This is a genomic window from Paenibacillus turpanensis, from assembly GCF_011421635.1.
GTDB classification, from domain to species: domain Bacteria; phylum Bacillota; class Bacilli; order Paenibacillales; family YIM-B00363; genus Paenibacillus_AK; species Paenibacillus_AK turpanensis.
In genome coordinates, this window is sequence record NZ_WTLI01000003.1 from 152,703 (window position 1) to 170,907 (window position 18,205).

18 protein-coding genes are annotated in these 18,205 nt (G+C 53.2%); 17 read left to right on the forward strand and 1 reads right to left on the reverse strand.

Annotated elements, in window-relative coordinates; translation table 11 throughout:
- Window positions 1-156: 156 nt before the first annotated feature.
- The 8 genes from ald to GQS10_RS04000 all read left to right on the forward strand — a co-directional run bounded on the left by ald (window position 157) and on the right by GQS10_RS04000 (window position 7,738).
- Window positions 157-1,272, forward strand: coding sequence for an alanine dehydrogenase (gene ald, locus GQS10_RS03965; RefSeq protein WP_166239223.1), 1,116 nt, complete (start codon window positions 157-159; stop codon window positions 1,270-1,272).
- An 81-nt stretch (window positions 1,273-1,353) separates the two neighbouring features.
- On the forward strand, window positions 1,354-1,590 hold the full coding sequence (locus GQS10_RS03970; protein WP_166239225.1) for a YqzK family protein: 237 nt from the start codon (window positions 1,354-1,356) through the stop codon (window positions 1,588-1,590).
- Between the two features lie 90 nt (window positions 1,591-1,680).
- The gene (xerD, locus tag GQS10_RS03975; protein WP_166239226.1) at window positions 1,681-2,589 is read left to right on the forward strand and encodes a site-specific tyrosine recombinase XerD; all 909 of its coding nucleotides are present in this window, start codon (window positions 1,681-1,683) and stop codon (window positions 2,587-2,589) included.
- Between the two features lie 81 nt (window positions 2,590-2,670).
- The gene (gene deoB / locus GQS10_RS03980) at window positions 2,671-3,846 is read left to right on the forward strand and encodes a phosphopentomutase (protein WP_166239228.1); all 1,176 of its coding nucleotides are present in this window, start codon (window positions 2,671-2,673) and stop codon (window positions 3,844-3,846) included.
- Between the two features lie 33 nt (window positions 3,847-3,879).
- Window positions 3,880-4,704: a purine-nucleoside phosphorylase gene (locus GQS10_RS03985; RefSeq protein ID WP_166239230.1), complete on the forward strand. Its 825-nt coding sequence runs from the start codon at window positions 3,880-3,882 to the stop codon at window positions 4,702-4,704.
- A gap of 14 nt (window positions 4,705-4,718) precedes the next feature.
- Window positions 4,719-5,564 (forward strand): purine-nucleoside phosphorylase, encoded by an 846-nt coding sequence (locus tag GQS10_RS03990; protein ID WP_166239232.1) that lies wholly within the window; start codon window positions 4,719-4,721, stop codon window positions 5,562-5,564.
- Window positions 5,565-5,772: 208 nt separating this feature from the next.
- Window positions 5,773-6,354 carry a superoxide dismutase family protein gene (locus GQS10_RS03995; protein WP_243734942.1) on the forward strand — a complete coding sequence of 194 codons (582 nt, stop codon included), beginning with the start codon at window positions 5,773-5,775 and terminating at the stop codon, window positions 6,352-6,354.
- Window positions 6,355-6,391: 37 nt separating this feature from the next.
- Entirely contained in the window at window positions 6,392-7,738 is a 1,347-nt protein-coding gene (locus GQS10_RS04000) for a pyrimidine-nucleoside phosphorylase (protein ID WP_166239548.1), read from the forward strand.
- A gap of 197 nt (window positions 7,739-7,935) precedes the next feature.
- On the opposite strand, the gene GQS10_RS04005 is transcribed toward GQS10_RS04000, so the two are convergent.
- Entirely contained in the window at window positions 7,936-8,235 is a 300-nt protein-coding gene (locus tag GQS10_RS04005) for a hypothetical protein (protein WP_166239236.1), read from the reverse strand.
- A 341-nt stretch (window positions 8,236-8,576) separates the two neighbouring features.
- Here GQS10_RS04005 and GQS10_RS04010 point away from each other — a divergent pair, with 341 nt between their 5' ends.
- The 9 genes from GQS10_RS04010 to GQS10_RS04050 all read left to right on the forward strand — a co-directional run bounded on the left by GQS10_RS04010 (window position 8,577) and on the right by GQS10_RS04050 (window position 18,090).
- On the forward strand, window positions 8,577-9,749 hold the full coding sequence (locus tag GQS10_RS04010) for a D-alanyl-D-alanine carboxypeptidase family protein (RefSeq protein ID WP_166239238.1): 1,173 nt from the start codon (window positions 8,577-8,579) through the stop codon (window positions 9,747-9,749).
- Between the two features lie 149 nt (window positions 9,750-9,898).
- Entirely contained in the window at window positions 9,899-10,252 is a 354-nt protein-coding gene (gene spoIIAA / locus GQS10_RS04015) for an anti-sigma F factor antagonist (protein ID WP_166239240.1), read from the forward strand.
- Window positions 10,249-10,713, forward strand: a complete 465-nt coding sequence (spoIIAB, locus tag GQS10_RS04020) for an anti-sigma F factor (RefSeq protein WP_166239241.1) — start codon at window positions 10,249-10,251, stop codon at window positions 10,711-10,713. Before spoIIAA ends, spoIIAB begins: the two co-directional genes overlap by 4 nt.
- Before the next feature lie 10 nt (window positions 10,714-10,723).
- Window positions 10,724-11,479, forward strand: coding sequence for an RNA polymerase sporulation sigma factor SigF (gene sigF / locus GQS10_RS04025; RefSeq protein WP_166239243.1), 756 nt, complete (start codon window positions 10,724-10,726; stop codon window positions 11,477-11,479).
- Between the two features lie 121 nt (window positions 11,480-11,600).
- On the forward strand, window positions 11,601-12,230 hold the full coding sequence (locus GQS10_RS04030) for a stage V sporulation protein AA (protein WP_166239245.1): 630 nt from the start codon (window positions 11,601-11,603) through the stop codon (window positions 12,228-12,230).
- Window position 12,231: 1 nt separating this feature from the next.
- Window positions 12,232-12,666, forward strand: a complete 435-nt coding sequence (locus GQS10_RS04035; protein WP_166239247.1) for a stage V sporulation protein AB — start codon at window positions 12,232-12,234, stop codon at window positions 12,664-12,666.
- A 39-nt stretch (window positions 12,667-12,705) separates the two neighbouring features.
- Window positions 12,706-14,292 (forward strand): spore germination protein, encoded by a 1,587-nt coding sequence (locus GQS10_RS04040; protein WP_166239249.1) that lies wholly within the window; start codon window positions 12,706-12,708, stop codon window positions 14,290-14,292.
- 101 nt (window positions 14,293-14,393) lie between these two features.
- The gene (gene lysA, locus GQS10_RS04045) at window positions 14,394-15,725 is read left to right on the forward strand and encodes a diaminopimelate decarboxylase (protein ID WP_166239251.1); all 1,332 of its coding nucleotides are present in this window, start codon (window positions 14,394-14,396) and stop codon (window positions 15,723-15,725) included.
- Between the two features lie 169 nt (window positions 15,726-15,894).
- Window positions 15,895-18,090: a methyl-accepting chemotaxis protein gene (locus GQS10_RS04050; protein ID WP_166239253.1), complete on the forward strand. Its 2,196-nt coding sequence runs from the start codon at window positions 15,895-15,897 to the stop codon at window positions 18,088-18,090.
- Window positions 18,091-18,205 lie beyond the last annotated feature (115 nt).

Sequence of the window (18,205 nt, forward strand, 5' to 3'; positions counted from 1 at the left end):
AGCGAGCGGTTTTTTTGTTGCTTATAAAATTTGCCTTGAAACGGCAAGCTATGGAAATAAGAAGCTAGATAGACCTAAGCTTGATGACGGAAGATACGTACTGGTGTAAAATGGATAACATATTATTGAACGTTGGATAATAATGGAGGTGTCCCCATGAAAATCGGAGTGCCCAAGGAAATTAAAAATAATGAAAACCGCGTGGCTTTAACCCCGGCGGGAGCCGGAATGCTAACCGCCGCCGGACATTCGGTGCTTGTGGAGCGTTCTGCAGGCGAAGGCAGCGGCTTCGCCGATGAAGAATATCGCGCTGCCGGGGCGGATATTGCCGGGACGGCCGCAGAGGTGTGGAGCTCGGCCGATATGATTATGAAGGTAAAAGAGCCGCTGCCGGAGGAGTACAGCTTATTCCGCAAAGGGCAGCTGCTGTTCACCTACCTGCATTTAGCGGCTGCGGGCGGGCTGACCGATGCGCTGCTGGAGCGTGAAGTGTCGGGCGTTGCTTACGAAACGATCCAGCTTCCGAACGGGTCACTGCCGCTTTTAACGCCGATGAGCGAGGTGGCCGGGCGCATGTCGGTGCAAATCGGCGCCCACTTCCTGGAGGCGGCATACGGCGGACGCGGCATTTTGCTGGGCGGTGTACCCGGGGTTCCCCCTGCGGATGTTATCATCATGGGGGGCGGCATTGTTGGCACCAACGCGGCAAAAATGGCGCTCGGCCTTGGCGCGAACGTTGTGATTTTGGAGCGGAGCGCCGACCGGATGCGGTATCTTGACGATGTGTTCGGCGGACAAATCCGGACATTGATGTCCAATCCTTATAACATTGCCAGCGCGGTTCAAAAGGCAGACCTGCTTATTGGCGCCGTCCTCATCCCGGGTGCAAAAGCGCCGAAGCTGGTTACGGAAGAGATGGTTAAGCAGATGAAAAAGGGTGCTGTCATCGTCGATGTGGCGGTCGATCAAGGCGGGTCCATCGAAACGATAGACCGGGTGACGACGCACAGTGACCCCACCTATGAAAAGCATGGCGTACTTCACTATGCGGTAGCCAACATGCCGGGTGCAGTTCCGCGTACCTCGACATTGGCTCTTACAAATGTTACGATTTATCACGCGCTGGAGCTGGCGAATAAAGGCTTGGAAGCAGCGGTTCGCGAAAATGCAGCTTTAGCGCTTGGCGTGAATACGTATCGCGGGCATGTCACGCACCGCGCGGTTGCCGAGTCGGTAAATAAACCGTATAAGCCTCTTGCCGAGCTTTTGTAAGGGCAGGTTACTTCAAAGGCCAAGCATAAACAAAACCCGGCCCTCATATGTTTATCCTGAGTAAATAAGGGGGACGGGCATATGATTATTTCGGTATCGAAATGGCTGGAGCGCGCGAAATTTCTAGTGCTGTTTTTACTATTTACGATTTTGTTATATCATGCAATGGATGTGATCTCGACCTGGATCGAGCCTAAGGTGCGCTATGAGGAGCCGGATGGCGCGGCCGTGAAGGTGTTTGGGTATAATGGTAATGAAAACGGCGGGGATTCGAGCATGGTCGACCGTTTGAAGTTGTTCTACTGGTACGGGGAATAGGGCTTCTTAGAAAAGAAGGATTTGCCATCGTTCGAGGAGAATAAAGGAAAGCAACAAGTTCTCTGTAGACGAAAAAAGGGGCGTTTCCGAATGAAGCAGCATTTGCAGCATTATATCCATTTTTTGTCGGTCGAACGCGGGCTTTCGGCAAACACGCTGGAAGCCTATGAACGCGATTTGACCGGCTATTTGGAGTTTTTACGCGAGCGCAATGTGGCTTCCATTGAAGAAACGGGAAAAACGCATGTGCTGCAGTACGTACAGTACTTGAAAAAAAGCGGAAGAGCTTCGGCGACGATCGCACGCTGTCTTGTGGCCATTCGCTCTTTTTATCAATTTTTGCTGCAGGAGAGAGTCTTGAGCAAGGATCCTGTAGCGGATATGGAAGCGCCGAAGCAGCAGCGCCGCTTGCCGAAGGTGCTCGATATCCGAGAGGTCGAGCGTCTGCTGGAAGCGCCGGATACGGAAACGGTATACGGCGTGCGCGATAAGGCGATGCTTGAGCTGCTCTATGCGACCGGTATCCGTGTGTCCGAGCTCGTTTCGCTGGATGAAGGCAGCGTCAATCTAGGGATGGGCTTCGTCCGCTGTATCGGTAAAGGCTCTAAGGAACGGATTGTTCCGCTTGGGCGGATCGCAGCGGGGTGGCTGGACCAATATTTGAATTGGGCCAGACCGAAGCTGGCGCGGCCGGAGAAAACCGACAACGCGCTTTTTTTGAATCCGGCCGGAAGCAGGCTTTCCCGTCAAGGGTTTTGGAAGCTGATTAAGAAGCATGCGGCTGCGGCCCTCATTCAGAAGGAAATTACGCCGCATACACTACGGCATTCCTTTGCTACCCACCTGCTGGAGAATGGGGCGGATTTGCGTGCGGTTCAAGAGATGCTCGGACATTCCGATATCTCCACCACGCAAATTTATACACATGTGACGAAGACGATGCTGAAGGATGTGTACGACCGGACCCATCCTCGGGCAAAGCTGCAGCAAAAGCCGTAGCGGAGACGGGATTTGAGAAAGGCAGAACAGCATATTGCTAGCAGTACATAAGGTTTAATCGGAGATCGGAGGAAAAGCATTTTGAAATACGAACGTATTTGTGTGATCGTGCTTGACAGTGTCGGAATCGGGGAGCTGCCCGACGCAGCGAAATTCGGCGATGCGGGCTCGCACACGTTGGGGCATATCGCAGAGAAAGTGGACGGCTTTGCACTGCCGAATATGCAAGCGCTTGGATTAGGCAGCATCGAGCCGCTTACAGGCATCCCGCCCGAGCAGCCCGCGAAAGGCTACTACGGGAAAATGGCGGAGGTTTCGGTCGGTAAGGATACGATGACCGGTCACTGGGAGCTGATGGGGCTTAATGTAACGATCCCGTTCCAAACGTATCCGAACGGTTTTCCGGCGGCGCTTATTAAGCAGTTCGAGGAGGAAACCGGAAGATCGGTGCTGGGGAATAAGCCGGCTTCGGGCACGGAAATTTTGGACGAGCTTGGCGCGGAGCAAATGAGAAGCGGCGCTTGGATCGTATATACTTCGGCGGACAGCGTGTTTCAGATTGCAGCGCATGAGGAGATTATACCGCTCGAGGAGCTGTACGAGGCGTGCCGGATCGCCCGCCGTCTGACGATGAAGGATGAGTTTGCCGTCGGACGTGTTATTGCGCGGCCATTTGTAGGCAAGCCGGGTGCGTTCGAACGGACGCCGAACCGTCACGATTATGCGCTTAAGCCGCCGGAAGCCACAGTGCTGAATCATTTGAAGACGAGCAAGCACGATGTGATCGCCGTCGGCAAAATCAACGATATTTTTTCCGGGGAAGGCATTACGAAATCGCTCCCGACGAAAAGCAACGCGGATGGAATCCGCAAAACGATTGATACGATGAAGAGCCCGTTCAAGGGGCTCTGCTTTACGAACCTCGTCGATTTTGATTCCCTGTATGGACACCGGCGCGATCCGGAGGGTTATGGACAAGCTCTTATGGAATTTGACCGCGCGCTTCCAGAGCTGATGGAAACGTTCGGGGAGCGGGATTTGCTGATCATTACTGCAGATCACGGCAATGATCCCGTTCACCAAGGGACGGACCATACGCGCGAGTACGTTCCGGTACTGGCGTGGAGCCCGTCGATGCACGGTGCAGGATCGATTGGCGTACGCGAAACATTTGCTGATTTGGCGGCGACGATTGCCGATAATTTCGAGACCAGCGCAACTGGAAACGGAACGTCGTTTTTGCAGCTTCTGAAATAATAGAGATGTGACAGCCGGATGGAGGAATATGAAATGGAACGTAAATCATTTTCGCATGTGGAAGAAGCAGTTCAATTTTTGCAAAGCAAGCTGCCTGCAGCCCCTGAGATCGGTCTTATTTTAGGTTCCGGTCTTGGCGTGCTCGGCGATCAGGTGGAAAATGCGGTGGCGCTTGATTATGGAGCAATCCCGAATTTCCCGGTTTCGACCGTGGAAGGCCATGCGGGCAAGCTGATTTACGGCGAGCTGCAGGGGAAGCGTGTGATCGTTATGCAGGGCCGTTTCCATCTGTATGAAGGCTACGAAGGAGACGCCGTTACGTTCCCGGTTCGCGTCATGCGCGCGCTTGGCGTGAACACTTTGATCGTGACGAATGCCGCTGGCGGCGTTAATTTCGATTATAAGCCTGGCGATCTGATGCTGATCCGAGATCATATCAACTTTATGTTCCGCAATCCGCTGATCGGCCCGAACGATAACAAGCTTGGTGCCCGTTTCCCGGACATGTCCGAAGGGTACAGCAAGCGTCTGCGCGAGCTCGCCAAGGGCGTTGCCTCTGAGCAGGGGCTTCCGCTGCAAGAAGGCGTATACTGCGGCGTGCTGGGACCATCGTATGAGACACCTGCGGAGATTCGAATGATTCGTACCCTTGGCGGTGACGCGGTTGGCATGTCCACGGTTCCTGAGGTCATTGCCGCTCGTCACGCAGGCATTGAGGTGCTGGGCATTTCATGTATTTCCAATGCGGCCGCAGGCATTCTCGATCAGCCGTTATCGCATGACGAGGTAATGGAAACAGCAGAGCGTGTAAAAGAAACATTCTTGACGCTGGTTCGCGGCATCGTAGAGAAACTGTAGGAGGATATCGACAAATGACCTATGTGGATAACATTAATGAAGCAGCGGATTATATTCGCTCAAAGCTTGGCGGCAAAGCTCCCGAGCTTGGCTTGATCTTGGGCTCCGGGCTGGGAGACCTTGCGGACCGGATTGAAGACGGCGTAGCGATCGATTACAGCGATGTGCCGCATTTTCCGGTATCGACGGTGGAAGGCCATGCCGGACGTTTCGTCGTGGGTACGCTGGAAGGGAAAACAGTGATCGCGATGCAGGGCCGTTTTCATTTCTACGAGGGGTACCCGATGCAAAAGGTGGTGTTCCCGGTATACGTGATGAAGGAGCTCGGCATCAAGGCGCTTGTCGTTACGAATGCGGCGGGCGGCATGAACCGCAGCTTCCAGCCGGGCGACCTGATGCTGATCCGCGACCACATTAATTTGACCGGCGCCAACCCGCTGGTTGGACCGAACGATTCGCGGCTCGGACCGCGCTTCCCGGATATGTCCCAAGCTTACAACCGCGAGCTTGGAGAGCTGCTGAAGAAGCTGGCGGAAGACGTGAAGGGGCCGGAAGGCGACGCGCTGCGACTTGTCGAGGGCGTATACTGCGGCATCAGCGGCCCGGCGTACATGACGCCGTCGGAGCTTACGATGCTGGCGCGCATGGGCGGCGACGCGGTGGGCATGTCCACCGTGGCGGAAACGATTGCCGCGGGCCACTGCGGGCTGCGTGTGCTCGGCATTTCGTGCATCACGGACATGGCGATCGGCGAGGAGCTCGAGCCGTTAACGCATGAGCAGGTGATGGCGACGGCGAACCGCACGAAGCCGAAGTTCATTGAGCTCGTCAAGTCGTTCGTGCGTGAGGTAAACCTGTAAGGCGGCAGGGCTGCGGATTTACATGAATGAAGACTAGCATTGGTGGACTGCATACTTCCGGTGAACCTACTGGAGACTGCAGTCCTTTTTATCACAATGTTTGCAATGGACTGGTAAAGGTTTACGGGCCGAGCTCTTGGCGCAAACTGATAACGACCTAACCAAAAGTTGGGAGTAAAATCAGTTTTGTACAAGGGGGATGCTTCTTTTGAACATTCAAGCATCATGGAAATGGTTGAGTATTTTGGCGATTGCCGCAGCAGCGGCAGGATGTGAGGTTCGTCCAACGAATGGCGGGCCGTCGAGCGAGGCCGTATTTGAGCAGTCCGCGCAAAAGCCGGTCAAGGAAATCCGTGTTGAGCTCATCAATCGGGAGGGCAAGCCGGTCGGTAAAGCGAAGCTGGAGCAAACCGGCAAGGGAGTGGCGATCGCACTCGAGGCGTCTGGGCTTCGTCCGGGGCTGCATGCGATCCACATTCATGAAAAAGGCGTTTGCGAGGCGCCGGACTTTACAAGTGCAGGCGGCCATTTTAACCCGGAAGGACATCAGCACGGCTTTGATAATCCGAAGGGCTACCATGCGGGCGATCTGCCGAATATTCGCGTGGAAGAGAACGGATCGGTCCGCACGGAGCTCGTCGCGCCTCATGCAACACTGGAGCAAGGAAAAAGCAATTCACTGCTGAAAGCAGGCGGAACCGCCCTTGTCATTCATGATCAGCCGGACGATTATTATACGGATCCGGCAGGGCGCGCAGGGGATCGGGTTGCCTGCGGGGTGATTCAATAACGTAATAATTAAAGAGATGATAAAGTAGGTGACGGCGTTGAGGACGGTAGATATCATTCAGAAAAAACGCGACGGCGGGGAATTATCGGCAGCTGAAATCCGGTTTTTAATCGACGGCTATGTAAAAGGCGATATTCCGGATTATCAGGTTTCGGCTTGGGCGATGGCGGTGTTTTTCCAAGGCATGAGCCCTCGCGAGACGGCTGAGCTGACGATGGCCATGGCGGAATCGGGGGATATGATCGATTTGAGTCCGATTCATGGCGTGAAGGTCGACAAGCACAGCACGGGCGGGGTTGGCGACAGCGTTACGCTTGCCCTTGCCCCGATGGTGGCTGCGGCAGGCGTGCCGGTGGCCAAGATGTCCGGGCGCGGCCTTGGCCACACCGGCGGCACGATCGACAAGCTGGAGTCGATCCCGGGCTTCCGCGTGGAGCTCAGCCGCGACGATTTTATCCGCCAGGTAAACGAAATCGGACTGGCCGTTATCGGACAGTCCGGAAACATTACTCCGGCGGACAAAAAGCTGTACGGTCTGCGGGATGTAACCGCAACGGTAAATTCCATTCCGCTCATTGCCAGCTCGATTATGAGCAAGAAGCTTGCGTCCGGCGCTGATGCCATCGTGCTGGACGTGAAAACCGGAAACGGCGCGTTTATGAAGTCGCTGGATGATTCGATCCGCCTCGCGCAGGCGATGGTCGATATCGGGACGGAGCTGGGCAGACATACGGTTGCGGTCATCAGCGATATGGATCAGCCTCTTGGTTCCGCGATCGGCAACGCCTTGGAGGTTAAAGAAGCAATCCATGTGCTGAAGGGCGAAGGCACGCCGTCGCTGACGGACATTTGCCTTGCGCTCGGTTCGCATATGCTTGTTCTGGGAGGAAAAGCCGAATCTCCTGCGGAAGGAGAGCGTCTGCTGCGGGAATCGATCGCAAACGGTACCGCCCTTGCGAAGTTCGAGCAGTTTATCAAGGCGCAGGGCGGTGCGGCTGCGGTTGCTCAGGATCCGCAGGGTACTCTGCCGGCAGCAGCCCGTATCGTACCGGTGGAAGCCGGTGCAGCCGGGTATGTCACCAGGATTGTGGCGGAAGAAATCGGCACGGCTGCGATGCTTCTGGGAGCCGGAAGAGCTACGAAGGAATCGCAAATCGACTTGGCCGTTGGCATTATTTTGCGGAAGCGGGTCGGTGAGCGGGTTGAGGCAGGCGAAGCGATCGCGGAGCTGCATGTCAACGGAACGCAGCCGGATGAGCTGGAACGTGTAGCGCAAATGGTCCGCAGCGCGTACGACATTCATTCCCAGCCTACGGAAGCACCGCCATTGCTGTATGCCGTCGTAACGAAGGACGGCGTGCAGCGGCTTGAAGCCAAGGCTTGAGCCGAGGCAAGAAGCGGCGCTCGAACCAATACCTAATGTAAAGCTTACATAAGAAACCGCGAATCAACCGGCTTTGGGGCGCTTCCCAAAGGACCGATGGATCCGCGGTTTCTTTTTCATGATATAGAAGGTTTTCAGTGCTGAACGCGGCCGCGGAGCATGAAAGGGTTCGATCGAATTCGGCTGCTTGATCGATACTACAGCCTCATCAACCCTCTGCGGTCCGCTTTGCTACGGCAATCTTTGCACAGCCCGATTACAGCTCCGGCCTCGTCACTATAGAAGGCGAGCTTGTTGCTCTTTTTACGGCAGTAGGAGCATGGCTGTGAAGATTTCGCCTTTCCCTTGATGTTACCCGCTCTATGGATCGGAATGACGTTCCCGGTCCCGCCTGAGCGCGTTTTTATCGTCTGCCGTTGAAGGAAACCGCGTCCGATCTTATATAGTAGGAGCACTGCCGCTGCTAGTGCGATGAAAACGATCCATTTCCCAATCATTACGATTCCTCCCCATACAAAGCATACCTTTCCAGTGTCCGGTAGTCCAACCTAGAAGCTCGTATTTCACGCGAACGTTATAGTAAAGAATATTCTCTCCTTTTTATTACACCGCAAAGCTTGTCTCACTGCAACCTGATTCAGTTGACATGCGCAGCTTTTTTCCGGTATCGAACATATTTCCACTCCCTCAACAATTCTCCCGCCGATTCTGCTTAAATGAAATATTTTTACAAACCATTCTCTATCGCTGCATTCCGGGAATAAATTCCTCCGATTCGGTCAACAATGGTACAAGAGTTTTCAAGCTTTTTCCAATGCTCAAGGAGGGACACACATTCATGAACTCAAAGCGTTTTACGATTTTGCTCCTGATTTTGTCCTTGGCGGCGTTCATGCTGCCTGCAACGGCGGTTGCCGAAGAGCCAAAGGCGGTTGACCTTGCTCCGAACGCGCGGTCTGCGATTTTGATGGACGCGGATACAGGCACCATAATGTATGACAAAAATTCGAGCGACCGTTTGGCGCCGGCGAGCATTACGAAGGTAATGACGATGCTGCTCATCATGGAAGCACTCGATCAAGGCAAGCTGAAAATGACGGATATGGTTCGTACAAGTGAATATGCGGCATCGATGGGCGGCTCGCAAATCTTTTTGGAGCCGGGTGAAGAAATGTCTGTGCAGGATATGCTGAAGGGCATTGCAATGGCCTCCGGAAACGATGCATCGGTTGCTATGGCGGAGAAGCTCGCGGGCTCGGAGGAAGCGTTTGTCGAATTGATGAATGCAAAGGCCAAGGAGCTGGGCATGACGGATACGCATTTTTCCAATGCGAATGGGCTGCCTGTGGACAACCATTACTCCTCGGCGAAGGATATTGCTCTCATGTCCAGAGAATTATTGAAGCACCCTGAAATTACAAAATTTACGGGTCAATATCAGGATTATTTGCGCCAGGACAGCGAAAAGCCGTTTTGGCTGGTGAATACGAATAAGCTGGTCCGTTTTTACAGCGGTGCAGACGGCTTGAAAACCGGCTATACGAGCGAAGCGAAGTTTTGTTTGACGGCTACAGCGGTTCGTGAAAACTTCAGGATTATTGCGGTGGTGATGGGCGCGCCGGATGCCAAAACCCGCAATGCGGAAGTAACGCGCATGTTCGATTATGCCTTCTCGCAGTATGCGAACTATCCGATTTTGAAGGAAGGCGATCCGATCGGGACGGTTGAGATCCAGAAGGGCCAAGTTCCTACGCTTGAGCTGAAGGCGAAGCATCAATACAGTGTACTGATGAAAAAAGGCGACGCCAACCAGGATATCCGCCACGAGCTGCAGATCGAGCCGTCGCTGAAGGCGCCGATCAAGTACGGTCAGCAAATCGGTAAGCTAGTTGTTTACAGAGGCGATCAGGTCATTAAAGAATTCCCGATTGAATCCCCGGCCGATGTGGAAAAGGCGAGCTGGTGGACGCTGCTGAAGCGCGCAACCGGAAAGCTGTTCTTTGTGGATTGACGAAAAATAGCGTAACCGGACGAAAGTTAGTTGAAGATTGTGTCTATCTATGGCAGCCTTCTTCTAGTTTTGTCGCCGGGCAGGAATCGGCAGGCTGTCCGTAGAAAACGTTGCTCACGAAACATCCCAATTATTAGGAGTGAGCACGCATGAGTCTGCACATTCAACTGGAGCATCACCGTAAGGCGCTCATCGTACGGTTAGCCGGCGAGCTTGACCATCATACTGCGGAAACCGTCCGCAACCAAATTGACGATGCTATCCGCCGGCACGACGCAACCCATATCATTCTGAGCTTGAAGGAGCTCTCCTTTATGGACAGCTCCGGGCTCGGAGTTATTCTCGGAAGGTACAAGGCGATCTCGGCCAAGGGAGGCAAAATGGTCATGTGCGACGTAAGCCCGTCCGTGGCCAGGCTGTTTGAGATGTCCGGCTTGTTCAAAATTCTTTCCGTTGAAAAAAGCGAAAAGGACGCATTGTCCGGATTGGGGGTCGTATCATGAGCCGAAACCAACCGCAATCGTTCCGCAATGAAATGACGCTGCAGTTTGCCAGCATATCTCAGAACGAATCGTTTGCCCGCGTTACCGTAGCGGCCTTCGCTTCGCAGCTTGATCCGACCATGGACGAGCTGACAGACATCAAAACGGTCGTCTCCGAAGCCGTTACGAACGCCATTATCCATGGCTATGAGGGACGTGAGGACGGCGTTGTCACCATACGCGCACGCATCGAAGATGAAATGCTGTATGTCACGGTCGAAGATGAGGGCTGCGGAATTGACGATTTAGATTTGGCCCGCACGCCTTTGTACACCTCGAAGCCGGAGCTGGAGCGTTCCGGAATGGGCTTCACCATTATGGAAAACTTTATGGATAGCGTCCAGATTATCTCCGACCACGGCAAAGGTACAAAAGTGGAGATGGCAAAACGCATCGAATCGAAAAAAGCGCTTTTTAATTAGGGGTTGGCTTATGGATGTCGATTTGAAGAATGCCTCGCACACTTATTTGGATGATACCGAAGTCAAACGCTTAATCGCTCTGAGCCAATCGGGCGATTCTCTGGCCCGCGATACGCTGGTGAACTGCAATATCCGGCTGGTTTGGTCGGTTGTGCAGCGTTTTCTCGGCCGGGGGTATGAGCCGGAGGATTTATTCCAGATCGGCTGCATCGGTTTGCTGAAATCCGTCGATAAGTTCGATTTGTCCTACGACGTTAAATTTTCGACTTATGCGGTTCCGATGATTATCGGAGAAATTCAGCGCTTTCTTCGGGACGACGGCACGTTGAAAATTAGCCGTAGTCTGAAGGAGCTGGCTAACAAGGTTCGAAAAACGAAGGATGAATTATCGTCCCGCTTCGGACGCCTTCCTACGATCAGCGAGGTAGCGGAGGAGCTGGGGATTACGCCGGAGGACGTCGTATTTGCCCAGGAGGCGAATAAACCGCCTTCGTCGATACATGAAACGGTGTTCGAGAATGACGGGGATCCAATCACGTTAATGGATCAAATTGCAGATGATACCCAGGAAAAATGGTTCGATAAGCTTGCCCTCAATGAGGCCATCGGTACGCTTAGCGAGCGTGAACGCTTGATCGTTTACCTGCGTTATTTCCGGGATCAAACCCAGTCGGAGGTAGCCAGCAGACTCGGCATATCGCAGGTGCAGGTGTCGAGGCTGGAAAAGAAAATATTGCAATCGATTAAAGACCAGATCGCACAGTAGCGGCTGGTCTTTTTTCTTTCTTGATGACGCGATGATTACGCGTCTTCTTTTTTTGCCATAATAAGCGCAACGGAGGCTTCGCCGCCCACGTGGACCTGGAATCTCCAAAGGAGGGAAGGCTTTGCGGAACGGAACGAATGCTACGGTGTATTTGCGCCTGCCCAAGCGGGCCACGGTTCCCGCTGGCGAGCCGATCCGGCTTGGGCAGGTGGCGCAGCTGATCGTCGAACCGGAATGGGAGGCAGCTGTGAAAAATATTGTGCTCTACGATCCGGAGGAGCGCGATGGAAATATTGTGCTGATCGATATGATACGGATCGTCGATCGGATGATGGCGCTGATCCCCGACGTGAAGGTAGAGCATTTCGGAGAACCGCATGTATTGGTCGATATTTATGCTGAAAAGCGGCGGCCTGGCTTGTTTCCGATCATTGTCGTGTGGATTTTGCTTTTTCTCGGGTCGGGGCTCGCCATTATGAATTTTCACGAGGATGTAGCCATGGAGGAGGTGCACCGCCGGCTGACGGAGCTTCTTACAGGAGAACGGATCGAGCATCCTTACTGGATGCAAATTCCTTACTCCATTGGAATCGGCCTAGGCATGGTGCTCTTTTTCAACCACGTGTTTAAGAAGAAATTTAATGAGGAGCCTACACCGCTCGAGGTAGAGCTGTTTTTGTACCAGGAAAACATCAACCAATACGTGATCGCAGACGAGTACCGGAGGCTCGCAGAGAGGACGGATCGTTAAGATGGAGGCGCTCTGGCAAAATGCATTATTCGCCGTCGTCGGGCTCTCGAGCGGCTTGGCGGTCGGAAGCGCATTTGTCGCTCTGCTGGTTGTGCTGGATGTTATTCCGAGAATGGCCCAGCTGACCCGCATGTTTCAAAGAGCGCATTGGTTTGAGGGTGCGGTGATTTGTGGAGCGATGTACTGGACATGTGCCGATTTTTTTGAATGGAGGCTGCGGCTTACCGGATTCATTTTGCCCGTTGCGGGTCTTTTCCTCGGTACATTTGTAGGCATGATTGCTGCGGCGTTAACTGAGGTGTTAAACGTATTTCCGATTTTGGCCAAGCGGCTAAAGATGGAAAGCTGTTTAATCGCGCTGCTGCTGGCTATGGTTTTCGGTAAAATTGCCGGGTCTTTATTCGATTGGCTGCTGTTCCGGTTGTTATGGCAATAAGCTTGATCAAGTTCAACGAACTATGGGAAGGTGAGTGGGATGAAGGTAAAAGAGGATTCGAAAGAGATGAAGCAGGGCGGGCAATCGAAAAAGAGCCCTTTTAATATTACGGCGGATTTGGTATTAACCCCGCGTGAGCAGGAGCTGAAGGAAACCGAGAATATTGCAGGAAGCATGGAAGAGGTAAAGCGTACGCTGGAAGAGCAGGTTGGTCTAGGCGTAAGCTTTGATGCGGTCTTACGTGAAATGACGTTTGGCGGCGTTAAATGCGGATTGTTTTACTTTAACGGCTTTGCCAAGGATGAAGTATTGACGCTTGTCATTGACCGTCTCACGTATATTAGCCGCCAAGAGCTGCAGCATGAGGTGATCGAAACGCTGTTTGCCCGGTATATCCCGCATATCCAGGTGGAAAAGGTCGATAACATGAAGGACGCGCTGGATAAAGCGATGGCCGGGGGAAGCGTGCTGTTTATCGAGGGGCAAAAAAGCTGTATCGTGATCGACGCAAAGCAGTTTCCGCAGCGTGGACCGGAGGAGCCGACACTGGAGCGTGTTGTGCGCGGGTCAAGGGACGGATTTATTGAAACCTTAATGACGAACGTAACGCTGCTCCGCCGCAGGCTGCGCGATCCGCGCTTGAAGCTGGAGCTGCAGAAGACGGGTGTGCGTACGAAAAATGACGTATGTATCGCTTATATCAATGATATTGCCGATATGAGTCTCGTGAAGGATGTAAAAAAGAAGCTGGAAAATATAAATTACGAAGGATTTCCGATGGCGGATAAGCAAATTGAAGAGGCGCTTGTCGGCAAAGGCTGGAATCCGTATCCCGTTGTCCGTTATTCGGAACGGCCTGATGTTGTGGCAACACATTTGCTGGAAGGTCATGTAGCAATATTCGTGGACACCTCGCCGAGCGCGATGATCCTGCCGACAACGTTGTTCCACCATGTTCAGCACGCCGAGGAAAACCGCCAGACGCCTTTCTTAGGCACCTATATGCGCTGGGTTCGTTACCTTGGTATTTTTGCTTCCATTTTTCTTTTGCCGCTGTGGTTCTTGTATGTGTACGATCCGGCCCTCAAGCCAACGTTTCTTGATGTGATCGGACCGCAGAAGGATGCAAGACTGCCAATTCTGCTGCAATTTTTCTTGGTTGAAGTTGGGATTGATCTGCTGCGGCTTGCGGCTATTCATACGCCAACCCCGCTGGCAACGGCGCTCGGCTTGATTGCCGCCGTCTTAGTCGGGCAGGTTGCAGTTGAGGCGGGGCTGTTTATCAACGAGGTTATCATTTACATGGCTGTCGCGGGGATCGGCACCTTTGCAACGCCGAGCTATGAGCTGGGGCTGGCCAACCGGGTGGTGCGGCTGTTCCTGCTGGCGTTAGTCGGATTGTTCAAGGTACCGGGGCTTGTGGCGGGAACGACGTTTGTGCTGTTGATGCTTGCCGTACAAAGATCGTACAATTCCCCGTACCTATGGCCGTTTATTCCATTCAACGCCAGGGGGATGCTGGATGTTATCATCCGCAGACCCGTGCTTACGCAAAAGTACCGTCCAACCATTACGAAGCCGTATGACCGGACCCGAATGGGAGAAGGCGGAAAAGAAAACGAATAGTACAAAAATGGCGTATGTTTATACATTGTCATTCGTTTAGTCGTATGATAATTTAATACTAAACCTAGTTAAACAGATATTTGGGAGAGGAAGTATAGACTATGTATTTTCATGGGACAAGCAAGATCAATGACCAGGGGCACTTGGAAATTGGCGGATGCGATACGGTACAATTGACAGAACAATTCGGCACGCCGCTCTATGTGGTGGACGAAGCGCTCGTACGTCAGCGCTGCCGCGAATATATGGAAGCGTTCCGCGCTTCCGGCATGAAGTTTCAGGTTGCTTATGCAAGTAAGGCGTTTTGCGTTATGGCCATGTGCCGAATCGCCGATGAGGAAGGACTTTCCTTGGACGTTGTTTCCGACGGCGAGCTTTACACGGCGCTGCAAGCAGGCTTCCCGGCTTCGCGCATTCATTTCCACGGCAACAACAAGACGCCGGAAGAAATTGAAATGGCGATTGACGCGAAGATCGGCTGCTTCGTAGTCGACAACTTTATCGAGCTGCACATGCTGAACCAGATCGCCGGCGAAAAGGGGACTAAAGTTAAGGTTCTCTTCCGCGTTACACCGGGCGTTGAAGCACACACGCACGAGTACATTTCGACCGGCCAAACCGACTCGAAATTCGGTTTCGACCTGCAGAACGGTTCCGCAATGCGCGTGATGAAGGAAGCGAAGGAGCTCGTGAACATCGAGATCCTCGGTATTCACTCGCACATTGGCTCGCAAATTTTCGAGGTAGAAGGCTTCCGTATGGCTGCGGAAAAGGTTGCCCGCTTTGCGGTGGACGTACGCAGCGAAGCTGGCGTCGTATTCCAAGTAATCAACTTGGGCGGCGGTTTCGGTATCCGTTATGTGGAAGGCGACACGCCGCTTCCGGTTGCGACTTACGTGAAGGCGATCACCGACGCGGTGAAGGAGCAATTCGGCCAAGCGGATTATCCGCAGCCGGAAATTTGGGTAGAGCCGGGCCGCAGCATCGTAGGCGATGCAGGCACCACGCTGTACACTGTGGGCACAACGAAGGACATCCCAGGCGTACGTAAGTACGTTGCGGTTGACGGCGGCATGACGGACAATCCGCGTCCTGCATTATACGAATCCAAGTATGAAGCAATGCTGGCTAACCGTGCAAAAGAAGCAAACGAAGAGGTTGTTTCGATCGCGGGCAAATGCTGTGAGAGCGGCGATATGCTTATCTGGGATCTTGAGCTTCCGGCGGTTAAGCAGGGTGATGTTCTTGCAGTTGCATGTACGGGTGCGTATAACTATGCAATGGCAAGCAATTACAACCGTATTCGCCGTCCGGCAGTCGTATTTGTTCAGGACGGTCAGGCTGATCTGGCGGTTCGCCGTGAATCGTTTGACAACATTGTTGGCAACGATGTGATCCCTGAGCGTATGCAAAAGCCGGCAATGACTCGTTAATATTCACAAAAAATTTACTTCCCCGACCTTGATTACTGGGTTGGGGAAGTTTTTTTTCTTAATATGGTGATTATTTTTCAAGTATCGTTTAAAATGTAAGTAAAACTGACATAGAAAAATGTCGAAAGCTGCATCGAGAGTAGTTAGAAGAAAGAGGGAGAGAAGCATCATGCTGAAGAAGATCAAACTGCAAATGAAGAAATCCAACGTAGACCGGCAACGAATCTCGGGAGGCATACGAAATACTCGGGCTTTTGCAGAAAAGGTACTGAAGCCGATTTCGATGGTGTTAGACCGCTTCAAGTATTGGCAAAAATTCGGATTTGTGACGGTGCTTTTTTTAATCCCTCTTGTGCTGGTAACATCTTTTTTGGTAAATGATTTAAACGGGGTCATCCGTACGACAAAAGCAGAAAAGGAAGGCGTTCAGGCGGTTATTCCGCTCAAAACCTTGCTTACTCACGTGCAGCAGCATCGAGGCTTATTAAGCGGGGTGCTGAATGGAGACAGCAGTTTGCGTGAAGCGGCTCTGAAAAAGCAGGAGGAAATTGACGCGGATCTCGCGGCAGTAGCTGCGGTGCATGATCGCTTCGGCAAACAATGGGGCTCGCAGGAACGGTGGGAGGCCATTAATCGGCAATGGAGCGAGCTGAAGACAACCGCCTTGTCGATGCAGTCATTTCAAAGCTTTGAGGGACACACGAAGCTGATTTCCGATATCTTAAAGCTGATGTCGTTTATCGCTGACAATTCCTCTCTTACTTTGGATCCGCAGGCGGATACGTACAAGCTGATGGACATGACCGTACATACGATTCCGGAGCTGTCGGAAGCGATCGGACAGATTCGCGGAAGAGGCACGGGAGCGGCGGCGACAAAGACGGTTTCTACGGAGGATCGCGAGCAGCTGCTTACGCTGCGCAAGCTTTCGGATGAGAAGCTCAAGGATCTGCAATACGTTTCGGAAATGCTTGGTCAGGAAAATCCGGAGCTTAAGCCGATGCTGCAGGAGCAAATGACGAAAGTGAGCGAAAGCTTTCTGATTTACTTTAGAGAGCTGGAAAATAACTTCCTCGTTTCCTCCTCGGTTTCAACTAAGCCCGATGTGTTTTTCCAAGCAGGCACGAAGCTGCTGGACACGCTTTTTGGAATGCATGATGTTTTGACTCAAGAGCTCAATCATAAGTTGGAGCAGCGGATCTCGAAGGATGCATGGGCGCGCAATCTGATCCTTCTGGTTGTTGTCGTAGTTACGCTGGCCGTATACGTTGTGTTCGCAGCCCTTTATCAATCGATCCGGCAGGCCGTAGGCGAGCTGAACCGGGTGTCGGCTTCCTTAGCAGCGGGAGATTTAACGGCTAGGTACGAACTGACCAGCAAGGATGAAATGAACGATGCGGGATTGTCGTTTAACCGGGTTGCCGATGAATTTCACCGCGTCGTTGCGATGAGCCGGCAGCAGACGGAGGAAATCGCCGAATCGGCGGGCCGCCAGCAGGAAATTTCGTCGGAAGCGTCGCAAGGGGTGGCGGAGGTCGTTCAAGCCGTTCGGCAAATTGCCGCAGGAGCTTCGCAGCAGCTCCGTTCTACGGAAGAGATGTCACGCGCTATGGATGAGATGGCGTCAGGTCTGATGAGAGTGACCGAAAATGCTTCGGTATCGGCCGAAGCGGCTGCCGAGGCGTCGCAGCAGGCGGAAGAGGGCAGCATCAAAGTCCGTACGGCGGTAGGGCAAATGGAAACGATCCGGGCAAAAATGTCCGGAGTCAGCGGCAGCGTGCAGGAGCTTGCCGAGGTCTCGGCTCAGGTCGCGTCCGCCATGGGCGTAATCACGGATATCGCCGCACAAACACAGCTGCTTTCTTTAAATGCCTCGATCGAGGCGGCGCGTGCCGGAGAGCATGGGCGTGGCTTCGCTGTCGTCGCATCGGAGGTGCAGAAGCTGGCCGTAAGCTGCTCCGCTTCCGCGAAATCGATACTGGAGCGTGTCGAGCAGCTTCGCCGGTCCGCTGCATCAGCGATTACGGAAACCGAGCAGGGCAACGCCGAAATCGATAAGGGCAACCGCATGATCCACGAGGCCGGGACCGCATTTGAAAGCATCGTGGCGGCGGTTCAGCGTGTCTCCCAGCAAATGCAGGAGGTATCCGCCGCGTCGGAGGAGATGTCCGCCGGATCGCAGCAGGTATCGGCTTCGGCGGCGGAAACGGTATCCGCGGCGGAAACCGCGGACAAGCTGTCGCAGCGGGCCGCGCAAATTTCTGAGGCGCAGCTTAAAGCGATGAAGGAACTGGCAGAGTCTGGCCAGAGACTCGGCCGTTTGTCCGCCGAAATGGAAGAGGCGGTCAAGCTTTATAAGCTGTAGTCGCGGCTATGATTGCGGCTGTAACTGCGTCACCCTGTAAAGTAACGAGCGCTGCTGCGGTTTGAGCACTGTCTCAATTTGTACATGCGTTCTGCTTGTAGTACAATACAAGCAT